We start from the raw sequence: 14,722 nt of genomic DNA, 5'->3' as shown, positions 1-14,722 counted from the left end.
CGGATGCCCCGAGCGCCTCGCTCGGCACCGAGGCGAGGAACGGCACCGTGAACGAGATGACGGTGTTCACCGTGGCATCCGTCACCCGTGACCGCACCCAGAGGTTCGCCCGTCCGACCAGCCACCCGATCACGACGGCCACCGCGACGGCGAACGCGAAGTCGCCGACGATGTCCCAGAAGGTCACGGTCGCGGCGGTCGCGGCGATCGCCGAGCGCAGCAGCACGAGGGCCGTGGCGTCGTTCAGGAGGCTCTCGCCCTCGAGCACGGTGACGACGCGCGGGGTCACTCCGACGCGCTTGACGATCGAGGTCGCGACGGCGTCGGTGGGGCTGACGATGGCCCCGAGGGCGATGCCCGCGGCGAGCGTGACCCCCGGCACCAGCCACCAGAAGAGGAACCCGAGCGCGACCGAGCTCACGACCACCAGCGCGACCGAGAGGCCGCTGATCGCCCCGAACTCCCGTCGGAACTCCATCGACGGCATCGACACCGAGGCCGAGTACAGCAACGGGGGAAGGACGCCGGCGATGATCCACTCGGGGTCGACCTCGATGTCGGGCACGAACGGCAGGAAGCTCACCAGGATGCCCACGACCACGAGCACGAGCGGTGCGGAGAACCCGAGCTTGGGGCCGATGGCGGTCGCCGCGGCGATGCCGAGCAGTCCGAGCACGGCGACGATCAAGAGTTCCACGAGGCTCCTCCCCACACACCTGCCCGCCAGTCTGGCGCATCACCCCACGGGGCGCGACGCGGCATCCGGTCGCGACGTGCCGGTCATCGGGCGCGGAAATCGGGATAGCCCGGCCATTCCCTCGGCCCGTGCGACCGCACGAACTCCTGGTGCACGCGCTCGCACGCGCCGCGCAGCGTCGTGCCCCAGCCGAGCAGGCGCCCGCCGAACTCCGCGCGGTAGCGCACCGCGCCGTCGACGCGCAGGATCGTGACGGTGCCGTACTCCCGTCCGGTGCTGTCGACGAGCCGCCACCGGCCCGGTTCGGGTTCGGTCGCGGCGAGGATCGGATGCCAGGTGGTGGCCAGTGCTGCTCCTTCCAGAGCGCCCCGGCCGGCGTGCTCCAATCGTACGTCGGCGTTCCGGCATCGGCGCTCACAGCGAAGTCACAGCGGGGAGGCGTGGGATGCGGAACAGGGCGACGCTCGGACCGGTTCTACCTGATGACGTCACGACACCGCAGGGTGTCCGCGTCGAGGCGCCGCAGCCAGCGACGCCCGTGAAGGAGGAACGAAGTGTCAGACGACTACCGCAGGACTCCCGAGGCGGTCGCCCGCCTCACCCCGCAGCAGTACAAGGTCACGCAGGAGGAGGGCACCGAGCCCGCCTTCCGCAACGAGTACTGGAACCACCACGAGCCCGGCATCTACGTCGACGTGGTCTCGGGCCAGCCGCTGTTCGCGTCGACCGACAAGTACGACAGCAGGTCGGGCTGGCCGAGCTTCACCCGGCCGATCGAGCCCGACGCGGTCACCGAGCGGGTCGACGGATCGCTCTGGATGAAGCGCACGGAGGTGCGTTCCTCGGCCGCCGACAGCCACCTCGGCCACGTCTTCGACGACGGGCCCGTCGAGGCCGGCGGCCTGCGATACTGCATGAACTCCGCCGCGCTGCGCTTCGTGCCGGCGTCGGAGCTCGAGACCGAGGGATACGGCCGGTACCGCTCGCTGTTCCCCACCACCAGTACGACCACGGACGCCGCGAGCGCGGCATCCGAGAAGGAGGACGCATCATGACGGCCCCAGGCGACGTCACCCGCATTCCCGGAACCGAGACCGCCGTCCTCGCCGGCGGTTGCTTCTGGGGCATGGAGGACCTGCTCCGCAAGCGCCCGGGCGTGATCGACACCCGCGTCGGCTACACCGGCGGCGAGAACGCGAACGCCACCTACCGCAACCACCCGGGCCACGCTGAGGCGCTCGAGATCGTGTACGACCCGTCCAAGGTGTCGTACCGCGACCTGCTCGAGTTCTTCTTCCAGGTGCACGACCCGACCACCCTCAACCGGCAGGGCAACGACATCGGCACGAGCTACCGTTCGGCGATCTTCCCCCAGTCGCCCGAGCAGGAGGCGGTGGCACGTGACACCATCGCCGACGTCGAGGCGTCGGGGATCTGGCCGGGCGACGTGGTCACGACGATCGAGCCGGCCGGCCCGTTCTGGGAGGCCGAGCCCGAGCACCAGGACTACCTGGAGCGCATGCCGTGGGGCTACACGTGCCATTACGTTCGCCCCGACTGGAAGCTGCCGAAGCGCAGCGCGGAGCCCGTGGCGTAGGCTCACCGGTCGCTGACACGACGGCCCCGGCGGACACGAGTCCGCCGGGGCCGTTCGCGTCCGTGGGGCCGTCCTCGTCAGGCCGGCACGATGCCGCGCACCGTCCAGGCCCGTGCGACGAGCCGGATCGACCCGTCGGACTCGGTCGGCACGAGCTCGCGCAGCCGCCGGCGCAGGCGTTCGCGAGCCGCCTCGTCGAGCGACATCGCGTAGGCGGGCGCGACGCCCTGGCCGCCGAGGAACGGCGCCCAGTAGTCGTCGAAGTCCGCGAACGGCGTCGGCACCTCGACCGCGCCCGACTCCACGTCGACGAGACCTGCGCTCGCGAATCGCCAGCTGAGCTCCTCGGGTGTGAAGGCCTCGAAGCGCGCGCCCTCGTCGAGGGCCGCCGCCGACCGGTCGAGCTCCACGGCCGCGCGCCAGAACCAGCGCATGAGCTGCATCCGGTCCGCGTAGTCCCACACGTAGCCGGCGACCACCCCACCGGGAACGACGACCCGCGACATCTCGGCGAGCGCCGCGTCGAGGTCAGGCACGAAGTTCAGCACGAGGCCCGACACCACGACGTCGACCGACGCGTCGTCGAGCGGCAGCGCCGCGGCATCCGCCCGGTGGAAGGTCACCCGGTTGCCGAGGTGCCCGACGGCGGCCTCGAGGAATCCCTCCGACGGCTCGACGCCGTCGACGGACAGCGGATCCTGCGTGGCGAGGACGGCGGCGGACAGCGCCCCGGTGCCGCATCCGACGTCGAGCCAGCGCAGGCCACCGGGCATCCGGAGCCACTCCAGGAACCTCGGCGCGACCTGCCGGCTCCAGCGGCCCACGTAGCGTTCGTAGGCCGGACCCTGCTCCCACGTGTCGGGGGCTTCGACATGAGCCATGCTCAACGGTACCGCGCTCCAGCCGGTGAGGTCAGGCCGGGATGCCGAGCTCGTCGAGCGCGTCCTGCACGATGGTGAGCCCGCCGAGGCCGGGCATCCCGCTGATGCTGTCGTCGACCTTGCGCGCCGCGCGACGGCCGTCGGGCCCGCTCATGAGGTGCGTCATGACGTGCCGCACGTCCGCGGCGGTGTTGATGCTCGATCCCACGGGCGCCCAGAACCGGCTGAGCGCGAACCGGGTGATCTTCCGCGCCTTCGAGCTCGCCGCGAGGCGCTCACGTGCCTGCGAGGTGTAGAAGGCGACGTGCCGTGCCTCCTGCTTGGCGATGCGGCGCAGCAGTTCGGCGAGCACCGGATGCTCCTCGAGCTCCGCCATCCGCTGGTACGCCGTGATCGCCGACCACTCGTTCGCCGCGCCCCACGACATGTGCACGGCCACGAAGTCCGCGCCCACGAGGGATCCCATGACGGACTGCTTGATGGGATCGAGGCGGTCCTTCCAGCCGAGCTTCAGCCGGTTCGCCTTCAGGACGTCGTAGTCGACGGTGACGTCGTGCATGGCGAGCACCGCGGCGAGCGCCTCGCCGTGCCAGAACTCCTCGCGGTTCCACATGGTCATGAACGCGCTGACGTCGGCCTCGCGGTGCGAGGGCGTGGTGAGGAGGTCCCTCGTGTAGCAGACCGTGTGGTACTCGACGTCGGCCATGTACCGGAGGGTGCGCAGCGAGTCGGGCGGCAGCGGGTGCCGCCGGAAGTCCTCGAGGTCGAGGTCGTCCCAGTGCACGCTCACCGAGGTCGCCGTGTAGCGGTCGATGTCGAACCCCATGCGAGCCCCTTCCTGTCGAGACCGATGTACCGGTGACGCGTCAGCCGGCGAGTCCTCGCAGCACGCTCGCCACCGTGCGGACGTCGATGCCGGGCAGCGCGGCGAGGTCACCCCGGAGGTCCTCGAGCGCGCGGCCGTGCGCGACGCCGAAGGTGAACTGCGTGAATGCGCTCCGCTCGGCGACGGTGATCGCGCCGGATCCGAGCGGCCAGGTCGTGCGACGGAGCTCGCGGCGGGCGAGCCGCGCGGCCCTGCCCGATGCCGACAGCCGCCGCCGCACCTCCTCGTCGAAGAAGCGCGAATGCCGTTCCTTGACGGCGAGGATGCGCTCGATGGAGGCGTGAACGGCGGCATCCGAGGAGCACGCGAGCACCCGCGTGTAGGCGGCCCGCAGCACCAGGTCGTCGACGAGTCCCAGGGCGAGGTGCGCTCCGACGACGTCCCAGCCCTGGGTGAGTCCCGCCAGCGCCCGTCGCACGGGGCCGCGTCCGCCGGATGCCGTCCCCGACGATCCGCGATCGCCGGCCTTCCCCGCCGTCCCCGCCCTCGCCGCGGCCGACGCCGCAGGGGCGCCCGACGGGCCCGTGCCGGCGTCCACGATCGCGCGGAGGGCATCCGCGATCCAGTACTTCTCGAACGCCCACGTGACGAGGAACGCCGTGACGCGGGCGTCCTTGTGCGTGTGGGTGACGAGCACGTTGCGCAGGTGCGGCATCGTGGCGGCCTCGAGCACGGCGAGCACGGCCAGCGCGTCGTGGACCTCGGTCGGGAGCGGCCCTTCGGCCAACGAGCTCAGGTCGAGGTGATCGCGCATGCTGCCGCGCGCGGTCCTCGCGAACTCCCGCACGTCGAAGCCGGCCGGTCCGTCGGAGTCGGTCGACCATGAGCGCGCCATGAGCCGAGGCTACGGGGTTCTGCGGCGGGGGGCCAGCGACTGCCGATCCGGACGCGCTCGGCTCTGGTGCACCACCGGCGTCGCGGCGTATTCTGCGCCATGGCGACGCCGGTCGGTCGTCGCCCGGGCGAAGGAGGACGAACGATGACGGATGCGACGACGAAGCCGACGATCGTGCTGGTGCACGGAGCGTGGGCCGACGGTTCCAGCTGGGACGCGGTGACGAGGGCCCTGCAGGCGCAGGGATACACGGTGCTCGTGCCGCCGAACCTCCTGCGGGGACTCACGGACGACGCCGCGTATGTGGCGTCGTTCCTCGCCCAGCGCACGAGCGGGCCGGTCGTGCTCGTCGGCCACTCGTACGGCGGAGCCGTGATCACCAACGCCGGTGCCGCCGCCGGCGACGTCCGCGCGCTCGTCTACGTCAACGCGTTCATGCCCGACGAGGGCGTGACGGTGCTGCAGATCCTCGACGGTTCGGGCTCGGCGCTCGCCGTCGCCGACCCGACGACGGTCTTCGACATCGCTGGATACCCGGGGGCACCCGAGGGCGCGGCGGAGGTGTTCCTGAAGGCCGACGTCGTGCACGGGTCGTTCGCGCAGGACCTCCCAGAGGCCGACCGGTGGACGATCGTCGCCAGCCAGCGTCCGGCGTCGCTCGTGGCGAACGTCACGCCGTCGGGTGCGCCCGCGTGGAAGACGATCCCGAGCTGGGCGGTCATCGGCACCGACGACCGCGTCATCCCGGTCGCCGTGCTGCGTCGCATGGCGGAGCGTGCCGGCTCGACGGTCAGCGAGGTCGACGGTGCTTCGCACGTGTCGATGGTCTCGCACCCGGATGCCGCGGTGTCGGCCATCCTGGCGGCTGCGGGCACCGTCTGATCACGCCGATCCGGCGGGCGTCACACCGGCCCGCCGGATCGCCGTGCGACGGCGCGCGTCGGCGTCAGAACTTGTTTCCCAGTGCCTTCGCCTTCAGCGCCTCGAACTCGCCGTCGCTGATGACGCCCTGGTCGCGCAGCGCCTGCGCCTTCGCGATCTCGTCGGTGGGACTGGCGAACGAGACCGAGCGCACCTCGGCGTCGGAGTACTCGACGATGTTCGGGTTGCGCCGCGCCTCAGTGCGCTCGGCCATCGACTTGCCACGCACGATGAGGTACACGATCGCGGTCAGCCACGGCACGAAGACGAGGAGGAGCACCCAGAGCGCCTTGAGCCAGCCGTTCAGCGTGTGGTCGCGGAAGATGTCGATCAGGATGTACACGAGCACGAAGAGATACGCGATGTACGCGAAGATCATGAAGTAGAACCAGAACACGTCCCAGACGCTGCTCAAGAAGGTCATCGAAGTCTCCTACGGTGTCGGATGCCGCGGCCGCCCGAGCGGTCGTGTCGCTCAACCTACTCCCACGCGCGCCGCGGGCGACACATCCCGTGCGGGGAATGTTCGCCTGCTGTTCCGACACGCCGCGTCCGCGGGCTCTTGAGCAATCCTCTGTGCGATGAATAGGCTTCGAACGTGTTCGAGGAAGCTCCGGCGTCCCTCGCGTCGGAGGTCGAGCTGGATCGTCTCCTGCTCGACGCCAAGCTGTCAGTCCCGGAGCCCCCAGCCCGTGGCTCGGTCAGTCGAGCCCCGCTGATCGCCGAAGCCCGTGCGGCACAGCGCCGGGTCGTCGGGGTCACCGCCCCCGCCGGGTACGGTAAGTCGACGCTCCTCGCGGAGTGGGCGCGCCTCGAGGACCGACCGGTCGCCTGGGTGTCGCTCGATCGGTTCGACGACGACCCGGCGGCCCTGTTGACGCTGCTCGCCTCGGCGTTCGCCCGCATCTCCCCCGGTCGGGAACGGCTCGCCGACGACGTGCGCGGGCACGGCGGGTCGGCGCTCGGACGCGCGGCGCCGCTGCTGGCATCCGCGCTGCGCGCCTCGCCCGTACCGTTCGTCCTCATGATCGACGACCTCCACCTGGTGCGCTCGCCCGCCTGCCACGACGTGCTCAGCATCGTCCTCGGCGGCGTCCCACGCGATTCGCAGGTGATCGTGTCCAGCCGCGCGGAGCAGCCCCATCTGGCCCGGCTCCGGGCGGCGGGACAGACGTTCGAGATCACGACGTCCGAGCTCACCCTGGACGCGGCCGGCGCCGCGGCGATCTTCGCCGACGCCGACGTGCCGCTGAGTCCTGACGACGCGGCGATGATCGCCGAGCGCACCGAGGGGTGGCCGGTCGGTCTGTACCTCGCCGCCGTCATCGCGCACGACACCGGCGCCCAGTCCGTCGCCGTCTCCGGGGACGACCGCTACGTCGCCGACTACCTCTACCGTGAGTCGATGGCGAAGCTCACGGAGCCGCAACAGCGGTTCCTCCGCCGCACCGCCACGCTCGACACCTTCTCCGCGCAGCTCTGCGACGCGGTGCTCGACCGTGCCGACTCGCAGGAGATGCTGCGCGAGCTCGAGGCCGCCAACGTGTTCCTCGTGCCGCTGGATCGCCACCGCGAGTGGTACCGCTATCACGCGCTCTTCCGCGAGTTCCTGCTCGGGGAGCTCCGCCGCGTGGAGCCCGACGAGGTCCCTCCCCTGCACCTCGCCGCTGCCTCCTGGTTCGAGGACCACGGCTCACCCGCCATGGCGATCGAGCACCTGCTCGACGACGCCACGGAGCGACCGCGGGCGACCCACCTCGTGTCGACGGTGACGCTCGACACCTACCAGGCCGGCCAGCTGACGACGGTGCAGCGATGGTTCGCCGCGCTCGGCAACCCCGCGATCGAGGCGTATCCCCCGCTCGCCGTGCTCGCCGGCTGGCTCGCGGCCCTCACCGGGCAGGTCAACGAAGCGGACCGCTGGGCGTCGGTGCTGGAGCATGCGTCGTACGACGGCGTGCCCGACGACGGAACCGCCTCGTTCGAGTCCGCGCGCGCGATGCTGCGGGCGATGATGTGCCCCGCAGGGCCCGAACAGGCCTTGTCGGACGCGCAGTTCGCCCTTGCGGCGGAGCCGTCGTGGAGTCCGTGGCGAGACCAGGCCCTGGCGCTCCTCGGCCAGGCGCATCTGCTGCTCGGCTCCGACGAGCTCGCCGCAGCCGCCTTCGCGGAGTGCTCGGCGACCGCGGCAGCTCGAGGCAACAACGACGTCCTCATCGTGAGCGAGTCCGAGCTCGCGAAGCTCGCCATGGACGCGGGCCGGTGGGCCGACGGCGACGGCCATGTGCAGACCGCACTCGCGGCGATCGAGCGGCGGCACATGCACGACTACGCCACCGCGGTGCTCACGTTCGTCGAAGCGGCCCGCCTCGAGGTGCACCGCGGTGACCTTCCGGCAGCGCATCGACAGCTCACGAGGGCGATGCGCGCGAGGCCCACGTGCACCTCTGCCGTCCCCCACATCTCGGTCCGCGTGCGCCTCGAGCTCGCGAGGGTCTTCTGGGCACTCGCCGACCGTGCCACCTCCGCGCACCTCCTGCGGGAGATCGACGACATCCTCCTCCACCGTCCGTCGCTGGGCACCCTCGTCGACGAGGTCGCCCGACTCCGCGAGACGGTGACGTCGGGCGAGCAGCCGGGTCCCATCGGCGGCCCGCCGCTCACGCCCGCTGAGCTCCGGCTGCTGCCGTACCTGCAGACGCACCTGTCCATCAGGGAGATCGGCGAGCGCCTGTTCATCTCGCGCAACACCGTGAGTTCAGAGGTCGGCTCCATCTACCGCAAGCTCGGCGTCTCGGCGCGCAGCGAAGCGGTGGAGCGTGCGATGGCGCTGGGACTGCTCGGCGCCTAGTCTCCGCGGGTGACGCCGACGTCGTCGAACGCGTCGTCGATGTCGTGGCCCAGGGCCAGCGCGACCTTCGGTGCCGCCGCGACCACGCGGGGAAGCCCGACCACCGGGATGATGCCCACCAGCACGTCGACGATCTCACCCGGCGACGCGCCCACGCTCACGGCGGCGTCCGTCTGCGAACCGAACGACGGCTCGGCGCCGCCCACCGCGACGAGGGCCGCGATGCGGGCGAGCGCGAGCGACTTCGCGTCGAGTCCGACGACGCCGATCCCGGCGTCGTCGAGGCCGTCTTCCGCGAGCCGCTCGTCGTTGATCGCGAGCCTGCGCAGGCGGTCCGTGTAGTCCACGGCGGCCCCCTTCCACGTCGTCGAAGCTACGCACAAGTGGACGCCCTACGGCGATCCCACGCATCATGCAGATCGGATGATTCGGCCCCACGACGCCGTGAAGCGGTGAGGATCATCCGATCTGCGTGATGCGAGGGGTCACGTCGCGGCCTAGCGTCCGAAGGGATACCGGCGAGACCGGTCAAGCGGAATGAAAGGCCGTTGGTATGAACAGCTTCTGGGACTTCCTGGTGTGGCTCTTCTGGTTCTACGTGATCATCGCGTGCATCTGGATCTTCATCACGGTGTTCATCGACATCTTCCGGGACAACACGCTGAACGGCTGGGGCAAGGCGCTGTGGGTGCTGTTCCTCGTGTTCCTGCCGTTCCTTGCGGCGTTCATCTACCTGATCGCACGCGGCCGCGGGATGGCCGAGCGGAACGCTGCACGCGCCGCAGAGGTCCAGGCGGCGAACGCGGACTACATCCGCACGGTGGCCGGCTCCTCCTCGTCGTCGACGGCGGCCGAGATCGAGAAGGGCAAGCAGCTCCTCGATTCCGGTGCCATCACGCAGGCCGAGTTCGACTCCCTCAAGGCCAAGGCGCTGCAGGGCGCGTAGCCGGCAGCAGGAAAGGCGAATCATGACCGATCTGGAATTCGGGCCCGTCGAGCTGGTGCTCGCCGCGTTCGAGGGAGACCGCCCGAAGGCCGGCGTCCTCGACGCGATCCTCGACCTGGCGGACGCCGGCACGGTGCGCCTGCTCGATCTCGTCTACGTGACCCGGGCCGAGACCGGGGAGATCGACTGGATCGAGCTGGACGAGGCGGGCATCGAGATCGGCGAGATCGACCTCGCCGCCTCGGGCATCGCGTCGCACGAGGACCTCGAGGAGCTGAGCGGTCGACTTCCGCTGGGCACCTCGGCGCTCCTCCTCGTGGTCGAGCTCACCTGGGCGAAGCACCTGGCCTCGAGGCTGTTCGAGGCCGACGGGTTCGTCGTCGACTCCGTGCGCATCCCGGCCCCGGTCGTGAACGCCGTGGTCGAGGAAGTGCGCGCCGCCGGCGCGCTCACCGAGAACTGAGCACGGAAGGACGAGACCGATGCCGATGATGAGAAGGATGGGCCGACCCGGACTGGTGGGCATGGCAGCCCGCACCGCGGTGGTCGCCGGCACGGCGACCGCAGTAAGCGGCAGCATGCAGCGCAACCAGCAGGCGAAGGCCGAGCAGCAGTACGAGGCGCAGCAGTACGAGGCGCAGCAGCAGCAGGCCGCCATGCAGCAGGCCGCCGCCGAGGCGGTCGCGCAGCAGCAGGCCGCAGCGGCGCCACCGCCTGCGGCGGCACCGGCTGGCGGCGGGTCGGACGTCATCGCCCAACTGCAGCAGCTCGCCGACCTGAAGGCCCAGGGCATCCTGAGCGACGAGGAGTTCGCGGCCGCGAAGGCCAAGCTGCTCGGGTAGTCGGAGTCCGACGACGACGGCCGGCCGTGCATCGGGGGATGCACGGCCGGCTCTCGTCGTGGCGCAACCCCCATCGTTCCCGACCTGCGCCGCCGTAGGCTGTGACGATGACGGATGCCGCGCTGATCGGATCGGTGGCGCCGCCCGACCTGCACGTGATGACGTACAACATCCGTCGGCGCCTCCCCCACGTCATGCCGGGAAGTCCGGATCGCTGGAGCGCACGGAGGCCGCTCGTCCGACGCATCCTCGCCGCCGAGCAACCCACCATCCTCGGCCTGCAGGAGGCGCTCGCCGACCAGGTGGACGACGTCGCCCACGCCTTGGGGCCGCGCTACCGGTGGATCGGGAACGGACGGAATCCGTCGGGTCGTGGCGAGCGCTGTCCGATCTTCTACGACGCCGAACGGCTCGAGCTCAGGCAGTGGCGGCAGCTCGCCCTGTCGTCGACTCCTGAGGTCGCCGGGTCGCGGTCGTGGGGAAACCTCGTCCGCCGCGTCGTCGTGGAGGCCGAGTTCTCCGACCGCGCGACCGGGGCGCGGGTGCTCGCCTCCAACACGCATCTCGATCACCTCTCGACCCGATCGAGGCTCGAGTCCGCGCGGTACCTGGTGGCGAGGGCGACTGCCGCGAGCACGGCCGATCCACGCCCGACGATCGTGGTCACCGGCGACGTCAACGCGGAAGTGGACTCCGCGGTCTACCGGCGCTTCACCGAGAGCGGCGTGCTCCGCGACACCTGGGTGACGGCGAGCGAGCGCCTGACCCCGCAGTGGGGCACGTTCTCGAACTACCGGCGCCTGCGTCGCGGGGGCAAGCGCATCGACCTCATCCTCGTCGGGCCTCGCGTCGTCGTCGAGCGCACGGGCATCAACGCGGTGCGATTCGACGGCGCCGCGGCATCCGATCACGAGCCGGTGCAGGCCGTGATCCGGGCGGCGCCCGCGGCTGGCCCCGACACCGGCGCACCGGAGGCCCGACCCGAGGCAGCGTCACGATGATCGCGACCTTCCTCCGCCGACCCGACGGCTCCGAGGTTCTCGCCGATGCGCTGCGCCTGCTCGGCGCGGCGAGCATCGTGGTGGCGGCCGTCGGCTGGGGTCCGCTCCCCGCCCTCACCGTGTCGCTCGCCGTCTTCGCGTCGCTGTTCCCGCGCCTCCTCGGCGTCCGTCCGAGCGTGGACCTCGCCTTCGGCGTGGCCGTGCTCGTCTCCGCGTGGAGCAGCGTGCTCGAGATCTACCTGTCGGTCCGGTGGTGGGACATCCCGACGCACTTCGCGACCAACGGGCTCGCCGCGGCGCTGCTGTACGTGCTGCTGCAACGAACGGGGGTGATCGCGGATGCCGGGCGGCTCCGTCATCCGGTCGCCTCGGCCGTGCTCCTCACGACGGCACTCGGGCTCTCGTTGGGCGTGCTCTGGGAGGTCGCCGAGTGGTTCGGGCACACGTTCATCGACGCGGCGATCTACGTCGGCTACTCCGACTCGATCGGCGACCTCGTGGTCGGGGGTGCCGGAGCGTTGCTCGCCGGATGCGGCATGCGGTTCCTCGACGGCGACTCCCGATTCGTGGACGAGCAGCGGCGGGCGGTCGCCGCGCAATGACCGCCGCCGCCGAGAGACGTCGGGCGTACCGGTCGCCTCACCGTGGGACTAGGGTGACCCCGAGACGGTCGATGTCGTCGACCTCGAGGAGGGAGTCGGAGATGCCCGCGCAGAACTGGAACGAGCTCTCGAGCGGCCGTAAGACGGGCATGCTCATCGCGGCATCCGTGCAGCTCGCGCTCGCCGCGACCGCCTGGACCGACCTGGCCCGCCGGCCCGCGGCACTGGTCCGCGGCCCCAAGGCCCTGTGGGCGGTGCTCATCGCCGTGAACTTCATCGGTCCGCTGAGCTACTTCGTGGTGGGCCGCCGGCGCTGAACGCGTCGAGGAAGCGATCACGGAAGGCGCTCATCGGCCAGACGGGCGCGTCGGGCGCCGGCAGCATCCCGTCGTCCCAGTGCCATCCCTCGATGGCCTCGAAGACCGTCGCGTCCTTCGAGATGATGCTGATCGGCACGTCGTGGCCGGCGCCCTGACCGCTCACGATCGTCGCCGGCTGATGGTCGCCGAGCACCACGAGCACCAGATTCGGATCGTCGGCCTCGTGCAGGAACGCGAACATCGCGTCGAGCGAGTACTCGATCGACTGGGCGTACGCCCGTTGCACCCGCTTCGGGTCCTGCCAGACGCCGGCCGCGGACTCCCCCTGAGCGGGCTGGGGCCCGAACACGGACCCGTCTCCGACCGTCGACCACGGCACGAGCCGAGGGAGCGGTGCCCAGGGCGTGTGCGACGAGACGAGGTCGATCTCGGCCATGACCGGCTGGTGGTCCCCTGCGAGCTCGTGGTCGGCGAAGTGCTTCCACGTGTACTGGTCCGGGATCCGCGCATACCCGAACGACGGCCCCCGGTAGCCGACGTTGTTGGCGTCGAGCAGGCTGTCGAAGTGGTAGAACGAGGTGCCGAACGACCACGGTTCCGTGTTCGAGGGCACGACGCTGACCGTGCGCCAGCCGGCTCGCCCGAATGCCCGGCTCAGGGTGAAGCGATCGCTCCGGACGACCGCGCTGTAGAGCGGCTGCCGGTCGATCCAGAGCCCCGTCTGGAACGTGGAGTGCGCGAGCCAGCTGAGGCCCCCGAACGTCGGCGAGGTGAGGAAGGCGCTCTGGGAGGCGTAGCCGTCAGCGCGGAGCCGCGCCTCGCCGTCGCGGAGCGCCTGATCCACGCCCCCCGAGAAGCCGGCCCCCTGCACGGCCACCTCGCCGTAGCTCTCGATGAAGGCGAAGACGACGTCCTTGCCCTCCAGCGAGGTCAGCAGGTCGGCGCCCGGTGCGTCACGGTAGGGGTCGGTCGCGATCTGCTCGGGAAGGTCGGCCAGCGCGGCGAGCCCCGCTGCGGCGTGGGAGGCCGAGGCGGTGATCGCGCGGAGGGAGGCGGCGGCCGCGGCCGGCTGTCCGGCAACCGGATGCAAGCCCACCAGTGCGGCGATGACCCATGCCGCGGCGACCGTTGAGATCACGGCCGCGCCGTGCGCACGTTCCGGACGGATCGCGCGTCCCACGCGAAGCGCGGCCCACGACAGGGCGATGGTGAGCCCGACCGCGACGACGGCGAGTAGCACGACGAGCGCGTGTGCGGGGACGGCGCCGATGGAACCCTGGACGACCCCGAACGCGTCGCTCAGCTGCTGCCAGTCGAGCGGATCGAAGGGGATGTCGAGCACGGACCGGTACCCGGCGTCGATGCCGGCGAGCACGAGCGCGGCGACGATCGTGACCGCGAAGCCGACTGCGGCGCTGAGGCGGGCGGAAGGCCAGGGAAGGAGGAAGAACAGGAACAGCACGAGGATCGACTCCGCGGGAAGTCCGACGAGCGCCGCCGGAGCGCCGTCCGCGAGCGCTCCCGGCACGAGCGGCACCACGAGGAGGAGCAGGACCGCGACCACCAGCGAGACCCGATCCCGTGCTCGGGGCATCCACGCGAGTGAACCCCTGCCCCTGCTGTCTCGTGTCATTGTCAGCGGCTCCGCCGGAGGCCTCGATCGGAAGCGGGTATGAACATGACTGCAAGCAACCGGCCCGTCCTGTGGGTCCTGAGGATCCTCAGCGCGATCGTCCTCGCCGCGATCGGCGGGATCCACCTGTTCCTCGTCTTCGACGGCGTCGGCGGCATCCTGGGCGTCTTCTTCGTCCTGAACGCGATCGCAGGTATCGTGCTGGCGATCGGGATGCTCGTACTGCACGGGCGGCTCCTGGTCTTCGCCACCGTCCTCAGCCTGCTCTTCGCCATCGCGAGCCTTGCGGCGCTCCTGCTGGCCCTGACCGTCGGGCTGTTCGGCATCACCGAGACGTGGGACTTCACGCTCGTCCCGCAGACCGTCGTCGTCGACGCCATCGGCGTCGTGATCCTCGCCATCGCCACCCCGGTCGTGCTCCGCAGCCAGCGGGCCGCATGATCTCGGCTCCAGCCCCTCGAACGACCGGGTGCGTCGGTCACGGCGCGCCCACCTCGACCCGCGGAGCCCGGCTTCGGAGCGCCAGCCACACCACGTCACGACCGAACGACTCGAGCAGCAGAAGCAATGCGAGGCCGACGACCGCACCCGCGACCTCGGGGATCAGGCCGGATGCCGCGAGGGTGAGGGCGATTCCCTGCGCGGCCGTCACGACCTTGCGCCAATAGCGGTACGGGAGCCGCCCGCGAAGCCACGGAAGCATCCATCCG

The 14,722-nt window shown here is 70.9% G+C and carries 19 protein-coding genes and 1 pseudogene; 11 read left to right on the top strand and 9 right to left on the bottom strand.

Annotation, left to right across the window (positions count from 1 at the left end; genetic code table 11):
- Both GH736_RS07700 and GH736_RS07695 read right to left on the bottom strand, forming a co-directional pair.
- On the bottom strand, positions 1 to 697 hold a 697-nt coding region (locus GH736_RS07700), incomplete at its 3' end, for a cation:proton antiporter domain-containing protein (protein ID WP_203230678.1).
- A gap of 83 nt (positions 698 to 780) precedes the next feature.
- Complete coding sequence (locus GH736_RS07695) at positions 781 to 1,083, bottom strand: hypothetical protein (protein WP_235933881.1); 303 nt, start codon at positions 1,081 to 1,083, stop codon at positions 781 to 783.
- Between the two features lie 168 nt (positions 1,084 to 1,251).
- Between GH736_RS07695 and msrB the strand changes: the two genes are divergently transcribed.
- Together msrB and msrA are read left to right on the top strand one after the other, a co-directional pair.
- Positions 1,252 to 1,752 carry a peptide-methionine (R)-S-oxide reductase MsrB gene (gene msrB / locus GH736_RS07690; RefSeq protein ID WP_159601826.1) on the top strand — a complete coding sequence of 167 codons (501 nt, stop codon included), beginning with the start codon at positions 1,252 to 1,254 and terminating at the stop codon, positions 1,750 to 1,752.
- Complete coding sequence (msrA, locus tag GH736_RS07685) at positions 1,749 to 2,294, top strand: peptide-methionine (S)-S-oxide reductase MsrA (protein WP_159601824.1); 546 nt, start codon at positions 1,749 to 1,751, stop codon at positions 2,292 to 2,294. The genes msrB and msrA overlap by 4 nt, the downstream gene beginning before the upstream one ends.
- A gap of 77 nt (positions 2,295 to 2,371) precedes the next feature.
- Here msrA and GH736_RS07680 read toward each other — a convergent pair whose 3' ends face one another.
- From GH736_RS07680 to GH736_RS07670, 3 genes are read right to left on the bottom strand one after another with little or no spacing between them, the layout of a single operon-like run.
- The gene (locus GH736_RS07680; protein ID WP_159601822.1) at positions 2,372 to 3,175 is read right to left on the bottom strand and encodes a class I SAM-dependent methyltransferase; all 804 of its coding nucleotides are present in this window, start codon (positions 3,173 to 3,175) and stop codon (positions 2,372 to 2,374) included.
- A gap of 31 nt (positions 3,176 to 3,206) precedes the next feature.
- Positions 3,207 to 4,001 carry a ferritin family protein gene (locus GH736_RS07675; RefSeq protein ID WP_159601820.1) on the bottom strand — a complete coding sequence of 265 codons (795 nt, stop codon included), beginning with the start codon at positions 3,999 to 4,001 and terminating at the stop codon, positions 3,207 to 3,209.
- Between the two features lie 40 nt (positions 4,002 to 4,041).
- Positions 4,042 to 4,896, bottom strand: a complete 855-nt coding sequence (locus tag GH736_RS07670; RefSeq protein ID WP_159601818.1) for a hypothetical protein — start codon at positions 4,894 to 4,896, stop codon at positions 4,042 to 4,044.
- Between the two features lie 144 nt (positions 4,897 to 5,040).
- On the opposite strand from GH736_RS07670, the gene GH736_RS07665 reads away from it, so the two are divergent.
- Positions 5,041 to 5,778, top strand: a complete 738-nt coding sequence (locus GH736_RS07665) for an alpha/beta fold hydrolase (RefSeq protein ID WP_159601816.1) — start codon at positions 5,041 to 5,043, stop codon at positions 5,776 to 5,778.
- Positions 5,779 to 5,842: 64 nt separating this feature from the next.
- Here the strand turns inward: GH736_RS07665 and GH736_RS07660 are convergent, their stop codons facing one another.
- Positions 5,843 to 6,241, bottom strand: coding sequence for an SHOCT domain-containing protein (locus GH736_RS07660; protein WP_159601814.1), 399 nt, complete (start codon positions 6,239 to 6,241; stop codon positions 5,843 to 5,845).
- Positions 6,242 to 6,415: 174 nt separating this feature from the next.
- Between GH736_RS07660 and GH736_RS07655 the strand changes: the two genes are divergently transcribed.
- Positions 6,416 to 8,668 (top strand): LuxR C-terminal-related transcriptional regulator, encoded by a 2,253-nt coding sequence (locus GH736_RS07655; RefSeq protein ID WP_159601812.1) that lies wholly within the window; start codon positions 6,416 to 6,418, stop codon positions 8,666 to 8,668.
- On the opposite strand, the gene GH736_RS07650 is transcribed toward GH736_RS07655, so the two are convergent.
- Entirely contained in the window at positions 8,665 to 9,015 is a 351-nt protein-coding gene (locus tag GH736_RS07650; RefSeq protein WP_159601810.1) for a carboxymuconolactone decarboxylase family protein, read from the bottom strand. The two genes, GH736_RS07655 and GH736_RS07650, sit on opposite strands and share 4 nt — an antisense overlap.
- A 206-nt stretch (positions 9,016 to 9,221) precedes the next feature.
- Here GH736_RS07650 and GH736_RS07645 point away from each other — a divergent pair, with 206 nt between their 5' ends.
- The 6 genes from GH736_RS07645 to GH736_RS07620 all read left to right on the top strand — a co-directional run bounded on the left by GH736_RS07645 (position 9,222) and on the right by GH736_RS07620 (position 12,376).
- Positions 9,222 to 9,614 (top strand): SHOCT domain-containing protein, encoded by a 393-nt coding sequence (locus GH736_RS07645; RefSeq protein ID WP_159601808.1) that lies wholly within the window; start codon positions 9,222 to 9,224, stop codon positions 9,612 to 9,614.
- Between the two features lie 22 nt (positions 9,615 to 9,636).
- Positions 9,637 to 10,077: a DUF6325 family protein gene (locus GH736_RS07640; RefSeq protein ID WP_159601806.1), complete on the top strand. Its 441-nt coding sequence runs from the start codon at positions 9,637 to 9,639 to the stop codon at positions 10,075 to 10,077.
- 37 nt (positions 10,078 to 10,114) lie between these two features.
- Positions 10,115 to 10,456: an SHOCT domain-containing protein gene (locus GH736_RS07635; protein WP_159601804.1), complete on the top strand. Its 342-nt coding sequence runs from the start codon at positions 10,115 to 10,117 to the stop codon at positions 10,454 to 10,456.
- Between the two features lie 107 nt (positions 10,457 to 10,563).
- Entirely contained in the window at positions 10,564 to 11,457 is an 894-nt protein-coding gene (locus GH736_RS07630) for an endonuclease/exonuclease/phosphatase family protein (protein WP_159601802.1), read from the top strand.
- The gene (locus GH736_RS07625) at positions 11,454 to 12,059 is read left to right on the top strand and encodes a hypothetical protein (RefSeq protein WP_159601800.1); all 606 of its coding nucleotides are present in this window, start codon (positions 11,454 to 11,456) and stop codon (positions 12,057 to 12,059) included. The genes GH736_RS07630 and GH736_RS07625 overlap by 4 nt, the downstream gene beginning before the upstream one ends.
- A gap of 101 nt (positions 12,060 to 12,160) precedes the next feature.
- Entirely contained in the window at positions 12,161 to 12,376 is a 216-nt protein-coding gene (locus GH736_RS07620) for a PLDc N-terminal domain-containing protein (RefSeq protein ID WP_159601798.1), read from the top strand.
- Here the strand turns inward: GH736_RS07620 and GH736_RS07615 are convergent.
- The gene (locus GH736_RS07615; RefSeq protein WP_159601796.1) at positions 12,333 to 13,973 is read right to left on the bottom strand and encodes an alkaline phosphatase family protein; all 1,641 of its coding nucleotides are present in this window, start codon (positions 13,971 to 13,973) and stop codon (positions 12,333 to 12,335) included. The two genes, GH736_RS07620 and GH736_RS07615, sit on opposite strands and share 44 nt — an antisense overlap.
- A gap of 84 nt (positions 13,974 to 14,057) precedes the next feature.
- On the opposite strand from GH736_RS07615, the gene GH736_RS07610 reads away from it, so the two are divergent.
- The gene (locus tag GH736_RS07610; protein WP_159601794.1) at positions 14,058 to 14,453 is read left to right on the top strand and encodes a hypothetical protein; all 396 of its coding nucleotides are present in this window, start codon (positions 14,058 to 14,060) and stop codon (positions 14,451 to 14,453) included.
- 37 nt (positions 14,454 to 14,490) lie between these two features.
- On the opposite strand, the pseudogene GH736_RS07605 reads toward GH736_RS07610, so the two are convergent.
- A pseudogene (locus GH736_RS07605) lies at positions 14,491 to 14,722 on the bottom strand (CDP-alcohol phosphatidyltransferase family protein); the annotation flags it as partial.

The organism is Agromyces humi (assembly GCF_009720255.1).
In the GTDB taxonomy this organism is placed as follows: Bacteria; Actinomycetota; Actinomycetes; order Actinomycetales; family Microbacteriaceae; genus Agromyces; species Agromyces humi.
This window is presented reverse-complemented; position numbering and strand designations above follow the sequence as displayed.